The sequence below is a fragment of the Bacillus sp. ISL-46 genome, assembly GCF_018613205.1.
Map to the genome: position 1 here is coordinate 1 of NZ_JAGGQR010000062.1, position 14,705 is coordinate 14,705.

General features: G+C 37.0%; 13 protein-coding genes, 1 other RNA gene and 1 pseudogene. 9 read left to right on the forward strand and 6 right to left on the reverse strand.

Annotated elements, in window-relative coordinates; all coding sequences use genetic code 11:
- Positions 1–525: 525 nt before the first annotated feature.
- The 3 genes from J7E67_RS25740 to J7E67_RS25750 are packed head-to-tail and all read left to right on the forward strand — an operon-like array spanning position 526 to position 2,837.
- Positions 526–675 (forward strand): cytochrome c oxidase subunit 2A, encoded by a 150-nt coding sequence (locus tag J7E67_RS25740; RefSeq protein WP_168244867.1) that lies wholly within the window; start codon positions 526–528, stop codon positions 673–675.
- 21 nt (positions 676–696) lie between these two features.
- Positions 697–1,173, forward strand: a complete 477-nt coding sequence (locus tag J7E67_RS25745) for a cytochrome c oxidase subunit II (protein WP_214712127.1) — start codon at positions 697–699, stop codon at positions 1,171–1,173.
- Positions 1,173–2,837: a b(o/a)3-type cytochrome-c oxidase subunit 1 gene (locus J7E67_RS25750; RefSeq protein WP_214733088.1), complete on the forward strand. Its 1,665-nt coding sequence runs from the start codon at positions 1,173–1,175 to the stop codon at positions 2,835–2,837. The genes J7E67_RS25745 and J7E67_RS25750 overlap by 1 nt, the downstream gene beginning before the upstream one ends.
- A gap of 92 nt (positions 2,838–2,929) precedes the next feature.
- Here the strand turns inward: J7E67_RS25750 and J7E67_RS25755 are convergent, their stop codons facing one another.
- Positions 2,930–4,408 (reverse strand): carboxypeptidase M32, encoded by a 1,479-nt coding sequence (locus J7E67_RS25755; protein WP_214712131.1) that lies wholly within the window; start codon positions 4,406–4,408, stop codon positions 2,930–2,932.
- 467 nt (positions 4,409–4,875) lie between these two features.
- Here J7E67_RS25755 and J7E67_RS25760 point away from each other — a divergent pair, with 467 nt between their 5' ends.
- Positions 4,876–5,028: a hypothetical protein gene (locus J7E67_RS25760; protein WP_214712123.1), complete on the forward strand. Its 153-nt coding sequence runs from the start codon at positions 4,876–4,878 to the stop codon at positions 5,026–5,028.
- An 18-nt stretch (positions 5,029–5,046) separates the two neighbouring features.
- On the opposite strand, the pseudogene J7E67_RS25765 reads toward J7E67_RS25760, so the two are convergent.
- Positions 5,047–7,410 (reverse strand): annotated as a pseudogene (locus tag J7E67_RS25765) (nitric-oxide reductase large subunit).
- A 225-nt stretch (positions 7,411–7,635) separates the two neighbouring features.
- Between J7E67_RS25765 and J7E67_RS25770 the strand changes: the two are divergent.
- Genes J7E67_RS25770 through J7E67_RS25790 form a run of 5 tightly spaced genes read left to right on the forward strand, consistent with a single transcriptional unit; the run spans position 7,636 to position 10,408 of the window.
- On the forward strand, positions 7,636–8,328 hold the full coding sequence (locus J7E67_RS25770) for a Crp/Fnr family transcriptional regulator (protein WP_098931685.1): 693 nt from the start codon (positions 7,636–7,638) through the stop codon (positions 8,326–8,328).
- 46 nt (positions 8,329–8,374) lie between these two features.
- Positions 8,375–8,608: a DUF2249 domain-containing protein gene (locus J7E67_RS25775; RefSeq protein ID WP_066257048.1), complete on the forward strand. Its 234-nt coding sequence runs from the start codon at positions 8,375–8,377 to the stop codon at positions 8,606–8,608.
- A 21-nt stretch (positions 8,609–8,629) separates the two neighbouring features.
- A complete protein-coding gene (locus J7E67_RS25780; RefSeq protein WP_214712120.1) occupies positions 8,630–8,836 on the forward strand; it encodes a DUF2249 domain-containing protein in 207 nt (68 codons plus the stop codon).
- Between the two features lie 14 nt (positions 8,837–8,850).
- Entirely contained in the window at positions 8,851–10,095 is a 1,245-nt protein-coding gene (locus J7E67_RS25785; RefSeq protein ID WP_214712119.1) for a hypothetical protein, read from the forward strand.
- A gap of 13 nt (positions 10,096–10,108) precedes the next feature.
- Entirely contained in the window at positions 10,109–10,408 is a 300-nt protein-coding gene (locus J7E67_RS25790) for a metal-sulfur cluster assembly factor (RefSeq protein ID WP_214712130.1), read from the forward strand.
- 59 nt (positions 10,409–10,467) lie between these two features.
- On the opposite strand, the gene J7E67_RS25795 is transcribed toward J7E67_RS25790, so the two are convergent.
- The 4 genes from J7E67_RS25795 to gpsB all read right to left on the reverse strand — a co-directional run bounded on the left by J7E67_RS25795 (position 10,468) and on the right by gpsB (position 14,565).
- The gene (locus tag J7E67_RS25795; RefSeq protein WP_214733089.1) at positions 10,468–12,390 is read right to left on the reverse strand and encodes an ATP-dependent DNA helicase; all 1,923 of its coding nucleotides are present in this window, start codon (positions 12,388–12,390) and stop codon (positions 10,468–10,470) included.
- 60 nt (positions 12,391–12,450) lie between these two features.
- Positions 12,451–13,605 (reverse strand): THUMP domain-containing class I SAM-dependent RNA methyltransferase, encoded by a 1,155-nt coding sequence (locus J7E67_RS25800; RefSeq protein ID WP_214712117.1) that lies wholly within the window; start codon positions 13,603–13,605, stop codon positions 12,451–12,453.
- Between the two features lie 172 nt (positions 13,606–13,777).
- Positions 13,778–14,183, reverse strand: an RNA gene (gene rnpB / locus J7E67_RS25805) — RNase P RNA component class B.
- A gap of 79 nt (positions 14,184–14,262) precedes the next feature.
- Entirely contained in the window at positions 14,263–14,565 is a 303-nt protein-coding gene (gene gpsB / locus J7E67_RS25810; protein WP_066257064.1) for a cell division regulator GpsB, read from the reverse strand.
- Positions 14,566–14,705: the final 140 nt, after the last annotated feature.

Genomic DNA, 14,705 nt, shown 5'->3' on the forward strand with positions numbered 1-14,705 from the left:
ATTTGTCGACAGTCTGAAGCAAGTAAATTGCTTATAAAATGTTTTTGCGACTTATTTTTTATCGGGTTGTTTTTGAACTTCAATTTTAATTTTATTTTTCACTAATGTTCCGCAGATTTTACAGATTTCTACCTGGTCATACAAAAGGCGGCAACGATCACAATAATATTTTTCCACAAAAACACACTCTTTTCTGAAGGAAAATATGAATTTCTTAATATCATATTTATAGGTATCCAAAGTGTGACATTCATTCCAAAAAGTTGTTTATATTCATGTATGGAGGATTATTCAATTACTTTTATCACAAGTAAAGTGTGATAGTTCACATTTTAGTCACAAATACCCCCTGATGATTGTGATATAAATCACTGTTACATCAATTTTATAATATTAACATAGTAGATATCTAAGGAATGAACATTTTGTGAACTGCTAATTTTGATATTTTTTCTTCACAATTGTTTTGTATTATGAAAGAGAACTAATCATTTATTTTAACTACTCTGAAGGGAGTGCAGGGGGATGGCGAAGGCGGAACTTAAAACAAACCAAAAAACAGAAATAGAAGACAGCTCTTCTCTTAAAGGGACATTAGCGTCCGTTTTCTTTTTGGGAGCTTTTATTGTTGTCACTTGGGTAAGTGTCTATTACCTATTTGTTGAACGCTTTTAATAATTGAAGGGGGAAAGAATTATGCATATGCATAAGTTCGAGAAGATTTGGCTAACTTTCGGAATTAGTGCACTGGTAGTATTTTTGACAGTTGTGGGTGTAAGCGCATTCTATCTTGGTAACAAGCCGCCAAGTTGTTTAACTACGATTAATGTGGATAAGGTCGATCAAACAAAACCATTTGATAAACCAGGATTACATAAGGTTGAAGGTAAAGATTGGGACTATGAATTAGTATATGTAGCTGCAGCTTTCTCCTATAATCCAGTGAAAGTAGAGTTACCGGTTGGGGCAAAGGTAAAAGTTATTGCTACAACCAAAGATGTTGTCCACGGGTTTGAAGTAGCTGGAACAAATATTAACATGATGCTTGAACCTGGTTATGTCAGCGAATATACAACCACGTTTGATAAAGCTGGTGAATATTTAATTGTTTGTAATGAATATTGTGGTGCTGGTCACCATTTAATGAGTTCGATGATTGAGGTGGTAAAATAATGGCTAACTCGACAGCAGCAAAAGTAAAAGTTGATCCTCGTGATGCAAAGCTTTCAATGGCCCACTTTTTTGTTGCCTTCTCTGCACTTGCACTTGGTGGTTTAATGGGGCTATTACAAACCCTTGTCCGTTCCGGTAAATGGGAACTTCCATGGGGTATTGATTACTACCAAATCTTAACCGTCCATGGTGTTTTAATGGGATTGGTTTTAACGACATTTTTTATTATGGGATTTCAGTATGCTGCCGTAAGCAGAACCACTGGCGGTCATTCAAATGCTGCTCGCCGCACTGGCTGGATCGGTTTTTGGATCATGTTAGTCGGTACCTTAATGGCAGCTACCATGGTTTTACTTAAGGAAGCATCCGTACTTTACACTTTTTATGCACCACTTAAAGCCCATTGGATATTTTACTTAGGCTTAACCTTCGTCGTTATAGGAAGCTGGATTGATGGTGCCTCACAAATCATGACCTATGCAAAATGGAGGAAGAATCATCCTGGACAGCCAAGTCCGTTATTAAGCTTTATGGCTGTTATAAATACAGTCATGTGGATTATCGCTACTCTTGGAGTTGCAGCAGCCGTATTATTCCAATTACTTCCTTGGTCGCTTGGATTAGTTGATACTGTTGATGTGTTAGTAAGTCGGACTTTATTCTGGTATTTTGGGCATCCACTTGTTTATTTCTGGTTATTGCCTGCATATATGTGTTGGTATGCGATTATCCCGAAAATTATTGGTGGGAAAATTTTCTCTGATTCATTAGCACGTTTGTCATTTATTTTGTTCCTGCTATTCTCGATTCCGGTTGGTTTTCACCATCAATTAACAGAGCCAGGTATTGACCCTGCCTGGAAGTTCTTACAGGTTATCTTAACATTCATGGTTATTATTCCATCGTTAATGACTGCCTTCTCTCTTTTTGCAACCTTCGAGAGATATGGTCGCTCAAAAGGAGCAAAAGGCCTGTTTGGCTGGTTTAAGGTTCTGCCATGGGGAGATGCTCGTTTCACAGTTCCATTTATTGGTATGGCATCATTTATTCCTGCTGGAGCTGGTGGTATTATCAATGCATCCAACCAAATGGACCAGGTAGTTCATAATACTATTTGGGTGACAGGTCCCTTCCATTTAACTGCTGCAACATCGGTTGTATTAACGTTCTTTGGGATCTCCTATTGGTTGGTACCACATTTAACTGGACGTAAATTGACAAAAGCAATGAATAAATTAGGAATAATCCAAGCATGGGTTTGGTTTATTGGAATGGCATTCATGTCAGGTGCAATGCACTTCCAAGGTCTCCTTGGCGGTCCAAGACGTTCCGCTTTCTCAACCTACGGCGGGGCAAAGCAAGCAGCAGAATGGATTCCTTATCAAATCGCTCAAGCAGTCGGTGGGACCATTTTATTCCTAGGAATTATTCTGGTTATTATCATATTTATCAATCTTGCCTTCTTTGCTCCAAAAGGGGAAGAGGAATTCCCTGTTGCTGTTGCAGAAAATCTTGAAGAAAAAGCACCAATGGTATTTGAAAACTGGAAATTGTGGCTTGGAATTGCAGCAGCCCTTATTCTTTTTGCTTACACGATTCCGTTTATCGATATTATTCAAAATGCCCCTCCAGGTTCAAAAGGATTTCAGACTTGGAGTAAATAGTAATAAGAAAAGTCCATACGCCGCTGGGCGCTGAAAAAGGCTTCAATCTCATCGATTGAAGCCTTTTTTGTTTCATTGTTACATTGCTTTAATCACAATGAGCCTTTTTCATTTAACAAATAAATCTTTCTATATTTCTCATAAAGATAATAAATTAAATATTTAGGATTTAGGCCTTCTCCTGTAACATCCTGTAAGATTTCAAGCGGTTTTTTCATTTTTCCATATTGGTGGATATTTTCGGTCAGCCATTCTTTTATCGGCAGAATGGTACCGTCTTCGACTAATTGATCAAAATTTGGAAGATCATCCATCATTTTATGCTTAAATTGTGCTGCATACATGTAGCCTAAGGCATAAGATGGGAAATAACCAAAGCTGCCTCCTGCCCAATGGACATCTTGAAGAACTCCCTGTGCATCATTTTCAGGACGAATTCCTAAGTATTCTTCGTACTTGTCATTCCAAATAGTCGGTAAATCCTTCACATCGATCTCATCATTGAATAAGCCTTTTTCAATTTCATAGCGGATTATAACATGGAGCGGGTATGTTAATTCATCTGCTTCAATTCTAATGAATGACGGTTTAGATTCGTTTATAGCCCGATAGAATTCTTCAATTTCTACTTGGTTAAATTGACCATTTGCATATTCTTTTAGAAGATCGTAGTTATTTTTCCAAAATGGTAAACTTCGTCCAAGGATGTTCTCATAAAAAAGAGACTGAGATTCGTGAATTCCAGTTGATGTTCCTGAACAAAGAGGAGTCCCAATCAAGTCTTTAGAAACATTCTGTTCATATAAAGCATGACCGCCTTCATGAATCGTACCAAAAACTGCTGTCCGAAAGTCGTTTTCATCATATTTGGTGGTAACGCGGACATCGCCAGGATTTAACCCAATTGCAAAAGGATGAACGGTTTCATCCATTCTTCCTGCTTGAAAGTTATAACCTATTTTGTCAAGGATCTTCAAACTAAATTCACGTTGTTTTTCCTTTGGAAATTTTTCAAATAGAAAATCCGTTTTTGGTTTATGTGGAGATTTTGAAATTTGTTTAACCAAAGGAACTATTTTATCTCTTAATTCACCAAATACTTGATCTAAAACGTTCATTGTGATGCCAGGTTCGTACATATCTAATAACACATCATATTTATTATCTTCATGACCCCAATAAGTGATAAACTTTTTTGTCATCGCGACAAGCTTTTCTAAGTAAGGACTAAATAAGGCAAAATTTGAATTTCCCTTCGCTTCCTCCCACACACTCTCTGCCTTTGACTGGAGAATCACAAATTCCTTGTATTCTTCAGCTGGGATTTTTTTATTTCTTTCATATTCTTTTTTACATTCTTCGAGGATTTTGCGTGTCTTTTCTGACAGTGATTGTTTTGATAAATTAGCTATGTATGCTGCCATCTCTTCAGAAGTAGACATTTTAAATACTTCGGACGATAACATCCCAATTACCTCGGACCGTTGTTCCACCCCTTGCTTCGGGGCCCCAGTTCTTAGATCCCAATAAACTAATCCAAGTGCTTCGTTGTAGGCAGACATCTTTTTCATATAATCTAGAAATTCTTTTTCTAATAGTTCATATTTCAATGCAATCCCCCCCTTTTATTTCCCATTAAATTTTAACACATTATTCTGAAAAGTATGCAAAATACTGTTCACAAGTGAATAAAAAAACAACAGAATGAATTTCTGTTGTAAAATAAATTTATAGGGAAAAGAGGATGTTAGATGGAAAATAACTAAATAAAGCACTACGAAATGGTTAAACAACTGGGATTGTTAAGAAGTCACTTTTTTCAACGATTACTTCTTAGCAATGGCTACTCTCCATGTTTCAGGACCTTCCTCAAGGTACTCCCAAGATCTGGTACATTAATGACTTTTGCGTAAGTTTGCATTATTATCACTCCCATTAGTTTGTTAACTTCTTTTTTATTATAAGGAAACTTGGTCTAAAACTTAGTGAGTGGTATCACACCAATAAGATGATTTTGTTAATACAGGGGGTATGACCAATGAAGGAACTAATTGGAAATTGTAAGTGCTGCAGTAAAGAAATTTATTGCTTAGATGGCTTTTTTAACGGTATCCATACCGAGGAGAAAGAGATTTATTGTTTTGAATGCCACGAAATATTGATTTTGAACAAAGAAAATCCGCAAAGCTGACCTTTGCGGATTTTTCTATTAATCCTCGTCAATTGAAAGATCTTTAACAGGAAGTTTTTCTCCTTCTTTGTGGGTTGGCTTCCGTAAATTAAAGATTGCTTTAATACAGAATAACAATAATACTACCACACCGATTAAGAAAATGGTGTCAGGCACCGCACGCCATGTTAATAATGTTTCAACAATATCCTTTTGTAGGAATGATGCTGAACGAGAAGCAGCATAACCATGATTAAAGGCTTCTTTGATTTGGATGAAACCAACAGGAAGCAAGGATAGGAAAACCATTCCTGCAAGTCCAACGTTTAACATGATACAGCTAAATTTAATCCACTTATCATTCCATGCCTCTGGTTTTACAATGTTTCTCAATGAGTAAAGTAATACTGCACATGCAAACATTCCGTACACACCCATCATGGATCCATGACCGTGAGCAGGTGTTAAGAATTGTCCGTGTTCAAAATAGCTGACTGCTGGTAAGTTAATTAAGAATCCAAGCACACCTGCGCCAACTAAGTTCCAAATAGCAAAAGAGATTAAGAACCAGAACGTTCCTTTGTAAGGAAAATCTACCCCACCCTCACGCATCATCTTATATTGCTCATATGCTTCAAGGATCAACAATGTTAACGGAATTACTTCTAATGCTGAGAATACTGCTCCAAGAGCCAGCCAAACTTCTGCTGAACCATTATAGTAGTAGTGGTGACCAATTCCAATTACCCCACTGCCTAAGAGCAGGATCAATTGGAAATAAAGTTGTCTTACTGTAGATTTTTTCGTTACAAGACCGAGTTGAACCAATAAGAAACCAATAACAACAACCGCAAAAACCTCAAAAATACCTTCTACCCATAAGTGAATAATCCACCAGCGCCAGTAATCTGCAAATGTGAAGCTTGTACCTGGGTTGATAAACAAGGCAAAGATATAGAATGCTGGCACCGCGATTGCTGAGTAGAATAATAGGTGAATTAGTCCGCCTTTATCATTCTCTCTCTTCAGACCAGCCCTGACACCTCAATAAACGATAAACAGCCAAATTAGCATACCTACAATCAAAATAAGCTGCCAGATACGTCCAAGCTCAATGTACTCCCAGCCAGTATGACCAAATAAGAACCAGTTGTTTCCTAAGTAGCCATTTGCACCTAGCCATTCTCCGACCATACTTCCGACAACAAGGACAACCAGTGCCCAGAATAAAATATCTACTAATAAACCTTGTTTCTTAGGCTCATAACCTCCAACTAGCGGCGCTACATATATTCCCATTCCAAGCCATGCCGTTGCGATCCAGAAGATAGCAAGCTGTAGGTGGTAACCTTTTGTAATATTAAATGGAAGAATATCGTGAATCCACTTCATACCAAAGAAACTATCAGGTTCGATATAATAGTGAGCTAGTAACGCCCCAAACATACACTGGACAAAGAATAATGCTGCCACAATGACGAAGTATTTTCCTGTTTTCACCTGAGAGCTCGTCACCGGCACTTTCCGTAAATCAATTCGTGGGAAATTACCTTCTTTATAGGCTTCCTGCATACCAAATTGATAACGGTAGAAAACAAATAGGATAACTCCAACCATTAATACAAATAATGTTATGCTAGCACCGCTCCACCAAATAGCAGAAAAGGATAATTGGTTTCCTGCGTCTTCATAGTAAGGCCAATTATTAGTATACGTGATTTTATCTCCTTCACGGACTGTACTTGAAAGCCATGCAGTCCAGAAAAAGAAATCAGATATTTGGGTGATTTGATCCCCTTTTGCAACATAAGCTCGATCGTCTTTAGGCATGTCCCCTTCTTTAATAAGGTTTGCCTTTAACCCCCAACCGTCGCCTTTAGTAAATATCTTTTTATAGTACTCTCTTACTTTTTCAAGTCCAAACGCTTGAGCATTTGTTAGTTTCATTGTATCGCTATTGCTATCATAACGATTTTTACGCATTTCTTTTATTACTTTATTTTTTATAACAGATTTTTGATCTTCATTTAATGAAGCATAATCTTTACCGAATTCATCATTTGCTTTAAAATCTTGCATTCCTTCAGTATAGAGCTTTAAAGCTTCCGCTGTATAATCGGGACCCATATAAGAACCGTGACCTAAAATGGTACCATAATCCATTAAACCGTACTTTTGAAAAACGGCCTGTCCCCCCATAATTGTATCTTTTGTAAATAAAACGTCACCCTTTTCATTGGTAACCTCTACAGGTCTTGGTGCCTGCTCCTTAAAGATCCAATAGCCACCTACTAGTAATACCGTGAAGCTCAGTAAAATGGTTATAACTAATATTGATTTAAGCATTGCATTTTTATTTGTCTTCACCACTTTTTTTGTTGGTGTTCCCCGTTGTATTTCCATTCCAAATTCACCCTTTCATATTTTGTCACAAATCGTATTGTAACTTTCACAAGACCGTCACACAGTGAAGCAACTCATCGTACTCCTGTGATATTTCCCACAACACAGATCCGACTGAGAATTATTTTCATGAAAACGAGTTATCTATGACGGAGGTCACATAATTACAGTGAAAACACTGCTACAATTTAGTCAAACAGAATTACTAATACGAAGGTGATGTTAATGAAGCAAGAGGACATAGTAAAAAGATTATCTGAGGTCCCAATCTTCAAAGAATTATCGGCAGAAGAATTAGAACCCATCGTGAAGATTGCACAAACTCGTTTTTATAAACATAAGATGTATATTTTTATGCAGGACGATCCACTTGACCGAGTTTTCTTTATTCATAGTGGAAAAATAAAGATCTGCAAAACAGACCAATCAGGGAAAGAACAACTAATATCCGTGCTTGAACCTGGTGAAATGTTTCCACATGCAGGATTTTTCAGAAAAGGAAATTTCCCAGCTCATGCGGAAGTGATGGAAGATACAAATCTGATTGTTATTCCCATAGATAAGTTTGAAGAAATACTTATTTCCTATCCAGAGCTTTGCATCAAGTTATTCAAAGTATTAGGAGAAAAAATAGTAGATTTGCAGGGAAGATTAGAAGCACAAGTTCTCCATAACACTTTTGAACAAATAATTTTACTACTTATTAGGCTCTGTAAATCAAATGGCGAGATGGTTGGCGAGCGCTATAAGCTAACAACGCAGTTCACCAATCGCGAATTAGCCAATATGATTGGCACTTCAAGAGAAACTGTCAGTAGGACGATCAATCATGTGAAAAAGAAAGACTATGTTGCCTTGGATGAGGATGGTTTTTACCTAATTGACAGGGAAGCACTTCAGCGGGAATTATTCTATTAATTTAGCAGGCTTTGATTTATAAAATATAAGAGGAGTTGTAACTACGATGGAACAACGAATTATCGAACTTGATGTACGCGAGGATTTAAAGAATAAAATTGAACCCTTTCAAAAAATAATGGAGGCGATTAAGGAAGTAAAGGATAATGATATATTTATCCTTCATGCCCCCTTTAAACCAGTACCACTATTCGCGGTTTTAAAAGCAAAAGGCTTTACTCATGAAGAAGAAGAAATTGAGAGTAAACATTGGAAAGTAACTTTCACAAAGAAAGCTTAATGGAAGAAGGGGTTAATAAACATGATTTTGGATAATCGAGGTTTAGAACCGCCACAGCCAATGATGAGAACCTTAGCCGCCTTGGAACCCCTTGGGGAAAATGAGGTTTTAACAATAATTAATGACCGCAGGCCGATGTTCCTTTATGAGCAATTAGAAGAATTAGGCTATCAGCAGCGTACAGAACAACAAAATGACGGAAGTTTTAAAATTGAAATCTTCCGGTAAGAGGGTGAAATGTCATGCTTCCTCAAAATATGGGAAGTGAAACGAATATTAAGCTTCCATTTTCATTTATCTTGTTTAGTTTAATTGCCTTGGTGTTATCGCAAATTCTTCTTTTAGTAAATGGTCAATTGATGGCGGATGGGAGCTTTAGAATCCCAGTAATTTGGTCTTCAGTTCATTTATTAATTCTAGGCTGGGCATTAATGGCAGCAATGGGAGCGATGTATCAGCTTGTACCTGTTGCATTCCTAACTAAAATATGGAATGAAAGATTTGGTTTTATACAATTTTTTCTTACTGCGATCGGTATAAAATCATTTTCAACGATGTTATATTGGTCACCTCAAAATGCAATGATTCCTGGTGTTCTTACTTTACTCGGCATCTTAATGTTTTTATTCCAAATGTTTATGACACTAAAAAAACAAGCAAAACCAACTATTCTTACAGCTTTCGTCGGTTCGTCCCTTGTTTGTTTATTTATTACGATTTCTTTAGGGATTACATTGATTTATTGCTTAAAAACAGGATTTGCCGGTGAATATTATCAATCGATTTTTAAAGCCCATTTATTAATGGGAGTTACTGGTTGGTTTACATTGTTAATTTTTGGATTTTCATATAAGATGGTGCCAATGTTTTCTCTATCTCATGGTTTTCCGATGATTCAAGCTAAATATGTTTATGTTTTTTACCTTTCTGGTCTTGTCGTATCGCTGGTTTCCTTCTTTACTAATAACAATACCCTTTTGAAAATTGGTTTCTTGCTGCTTTTAATAGGATTTTCCATTTTCAGCTGGCATATTAGAATAATCATCAAAAAAAGATTGAAGAAAACATTAGATAAACCTTTTACGTTTGCACTAGTGGCTATTGGATTTGGAAATGTAATTCATTTTGCAGCTTTTATTATGCTTTGGAATCATGATGTTAACACTTTTACTGGCCCACTTATCTATGCCTATTTATTACTTTGGATTGTCTTAAGTATTGTTAGTTATTTATATAAAATAGTTCCATTCCTTTGGTGGACTTACAAATACAGTAAGGAAATCGGGAAAAATAAGGTCCCTTCATTAAAAGAGATGATGAATGAAAAAATGGTTATGCCGTTATTTTCTTTATTTATCGTCGCTATACTGATAGTTTTCTGCGCTCTAGCTTTTCATATTGCTATTCTCTTTAATGTTGGACAGTCCGTACTTTCGATTGTTTTTATTATCATTGCAATTAATATCCTAAGCGTTTTAAAAAAATAGTGAGGTGTTTATGATGAATATAAAAGAAAAGATCCTAACTGAGTTAAAGAGTGTTTACGACCCTGAATTAAATATAAATGTCGTTGACCTAGGCTTAATTTATAATGTAGAGGTAACAGAAACCGCTGATGTTACTATTACCATGACGTTAACAACACCCGGCTGCCCACTCCATGACAGCATAACCAGCGGGGTACGTTATTGTGTGGAAGGAATGGAAGAAACTAAAAAAGTTGAAGTAAATCTTGTCTGGGAGCCAGCCTGGTCACCAGAAAACATGACAGCTGAAGGCCTACGATTATTAGGTAGATAAAACACAAAGCGGAAGAACCCTCAATAGGTCCTTCCGCTTTTGTTTATTCTTCATGATTATCAATCTTTAGCCTCTGTTGGCAATACTTCTTTAATTTTCTGTAAGACAATTGTGTCGATATCTTCATCAATTAAAATATGAACCGTTCCTTGATCCTTTTCACTCCTGATCAAGCGGCCAACGCCTTGACGTAAGCGGAGAAGCATATACGGCAAGTCAACTTCCGTAAATGGGTTATCTACACCGGCCTTTTTTGCGGTAAAGACAGGATCATTAGGTGGAAAAGGAAGTGAAAATATCAAGACATTTTCAAGTGATCTTCCCGGAATATCAAGACCTTCCCATAGATGAAGTGAACAAAGTATCGCATGTTCTTCATTCTGAAATTTAGAAACAAGTGTGCTTATTTCTTCATCGCCTTCAAAATAAACTGGATACGGGACTGCTCCTGATAGCTTTTTCTTTAGTTGAGCCAATTCCTCTTTATTATTTAATAGAACTAATGCACGTCCCTCTGATTTGCGAATTTCCTCTAAAATATATTCTAATTTCCCTTCAATATCAGCATCTTTAAATTTTGGAAGGTAAAGCTCCATCCTATCATCATAATCAAAAGGAGATGTCACTGAAAAAGATAAGTAGTCATCAACCCCAATACTAGAAGCAATATAGTCGAACGACTTTTGATTTGCTAGCGTCGCAGATGAGAAAATAAACGGCTTTTTCTGAGTGAAAACTTCTTCCCGCATTACTTCCTCGACCATTTTGGGCATAATAACCAGTGTGCGTTCTCCCCCTTTTTCCTCGAACCAAGTGATTCCGTTTAATTCCTGAAGAAAAAGTGATAACGAATAGGTGATTTGCTCCAAATATTCCTCGACAATTTTCAGATCGTACTCATTAATGACATATAACTCACTTTCAAACACTAATTCCTCCTCTAATTCTTGAAGGGTTGAAAGTAACTTTCTGCATGTTTTTAATACTAATGGATGCTTCGTAATCATTTGTTTTTCAGAACCTTGTGAAAGTGAGGAGAATTGTGAAATCGCATCAAAAAATGCCTCGTTATCTAATAAAGCCTCATCAATCGTATACAAGGTCTTCTCACGTACTTCATTTTCCATTAACCTCGTGAGCAGGGTTTCTAATGTATAATCAGTAAACCGGTAGCTCAATGCTTTTTGCGCTGCATATTCAAGCAGGTGTCCTTCATCAAAAACAACGGAAGAATGCTCAGGTAAAAGCGGAAGCTGCCCTTCTCGCTTTCTTGATTCCTTTGTCCAGATATGCTCCATATAAAAATCATGGGAACAGATAATTAAATCCTCTGAATGTCGATAATAATCACGGTGCAAAGTCAGCCCACAGCGATGACGCTTTTCACAAGAAAAACAATCTTGGACAGCATCCCAATTAAGTTCACTCCATTTTTCATCTGATAAAGCTGGATAATCTCTTCTGTCACCATATCTTTCAAATGTTTGCATGGAGCCAACAGAATGAACAAAATCAGGCAGTTTTTCATAAATATCTGAAATTTCATCTGAAAAATCAGTATTCCTGGTCAGATCTAGCTTTTTTAAACACAGGTATTGATCTCGCGATTTTGCCAAGCGGACATCGATATCTAGTCCAAGAATTTTCTCCAGCTTTGCGATATCTCCCTCTTTTTTAACCAACTGCTCAATTAAAGTCTCATCCGCACAAGCAATAACAGCCGGACGATTAGTATAACGTGCATACATAATCGCATAAAGCAAATATACAATGGTTTTCCCTGTTCCAACCCCTGCTTCTGCAAACATTACTTTTTTATCCTTGTAGGCATTTTCAAGTTGAAAAGCCATAAATATCTGTTCATCTCTCAGTTCGAATCCGGCTTCAGGCAAAATATCATAAAATAAGTCACCAATCCATTCACCTAATTTATCATAAAAGGATTCAGTTTTTGCAATCTCAAATGGCATGCGTTTTTGCATAGTACCCTCCCCAAAAAACTTTCATGTGTTACCACAAACATAAGTATATTAATCGATTGATTATTCTAGATTCAATTCATTTTGACGAGGAGGTTTCTTTCCCCAATATTGATAAAGGTCAGTACGAATAAAGCCATTAAATAGCTTTCTCTTCCTAGTCGCTGACTTTCCATAAAATTGTTCGAACTGTTCATTAGAAGTCAGGATATAAATTGACCATGTATCAAGCGCATTGAATGCTTCACCCATTTCTTTATACATGTGTTCGACCGCTTTTTTATCCCCTAGTCTTTCACCATAAGGTGGATTTCCGACTATGACACCGTACTGTTTATTGGTAGAAATATCTTTAACCTGCATTTGCTTGAAATGAATTAAGTCAGCGAATCCAGCTTCAAAGGCGTTTTCTTGGGCAATTTTCACCATTCTATGGTCGATATCAGTGCCTAATATGTCTAATGGTTGATCATAATTTGCAAGGTCCTCTGCTTCATTTCTAGCGTCCTCCCAAACCTTTGCAGAAAACCAATTCCAACGCTCAGAAACAAATTCTCTGTTAAAACCTGGAGCGATATTTTGCCCTATCATTGCCGCTTCAATGGGAATTGTCCCCGAGCCGCAGAAAGGATCCATAAAAGGACGGTCTGCCTTCCAATTGGTGAGTAAGACAAGTGCAGCAGCAAGTGTTTCCTTTAGGGGTGCCTCCCCCTGATCGAGACGATAGCCGCGTTTATGAAGCCCTTGACCACTAGTGTCAATGGTGATCGTAGCAACATCTTTTAATAGTGCCACTTCGATGCGAAAATAAGCACCGGTTTCCTCAAACCAGGTACTTCGTTTATAATGTTGTTTCATTCGTTCTACCACTGCTTTTTTAACAATTGCCTGGCAATCAGAAACACTAAAGAGCTTTGACTTTACAGATTTACCTATCACAGGAAATTCCGCGTCTTCAGGTAAGAATTTTTCCCACGGGAGTGCCTTGGTTTTCTCGAATAATTCATCAAAGGTATATGCCTTAAATTCTCCGACCTTGATCTTAATTCTGTCCGCTGTTCGGAGCCATAAATTACTGCGGGCTATCGCATATTCATCACCAGTGTAGGTAACTTTGCCATTTTCAACTTCACAGTCATATCCTAATGATCGTACTTCTTTGGCAACTAAAGCTTCAAGTCCCATTGCCGCTGTAGCTATTAATTGATAATTTCCCATTTTTTCACCCTTAATTCATTTGTATGTATGTTTATGTTTAATAAAAATAATCTTAATTCGCTTTCATTATTGACAAAAAGTCGACAACGAATGCAATATGTCTAGTAATAATAAAAAGCTCTCCTTATCAGGAGAGCCATTTAATATCCAGCATACTTTCCCATTAATAACGTTCTGTAAGCCATGTTCTGTACCAGTGTACTACAAACGACACGGGTGTGTCTCGTACTTAGGTGGTAATCATCTATCTACAGGCTCAGATTTGAACCTGTCCTTCTCCTTGTTCAATTCCTCAGAGAAAGTGCCCCTACCATTATTTGGGTTTCTCGCTCGTGGGGTTTACCCGTTCCACCCTTTCCATTTCTGGAAAGGCTACGTCACTGTGGCACTTTTATAGGTATTCATACCATATCCCCAAAAGGACTTAGGTATTTTCCCGGCCGTCAACTGGATGCTAGCCCCAGCTGCCCTAGCTTATGAATTCACTAGGCACGAACACTACGAGCATCTCAGCTCGTGCGAGCATGGACTTTCCTCTGCAAGAATGCAAATGCTTCTTACAGCGATTACCCGAACGTTATTAATGAATACAATTTATTATATGTATTTCACGCTGGTAATTCAATGGTTATTATTAGGAAATTTTAATACATTCTGTTAATCGTAGAGCTTGTTACCAAAAACATGTTTTTCAAGATTGGATAATCGCTTCAAGATATCAAAATTTGTTGTACCTGCAGGTTGTGCCGCCGGCTGTCTTTTTGAAGTTTCTTCAAGCTGTTTCCGAAGTCGAAGATTTTCCTGTTGAAGATCTTCAACCTCCTGATGAAATGTTCCATAATCTTTAATGATTAAATCCAAAAACTTATCAACATCTTCTTGTTTATAGCCTCGTACACCAGTCTTAAACTCTTTTTCTAAAATATCCTTAGCTGTTAATTTCACTTTATCTGACAGCATTCTATTCACCTCAGTATTCGCCAATCACTACCTATTATTTTTTCAAAAATATGTAGTTTTGTCAATTTTCATTTGTTTTGCTAAATTTTTGATTTGATAAATCATTTCAATATATGAATTTGTACTTAAAAAAATGACTA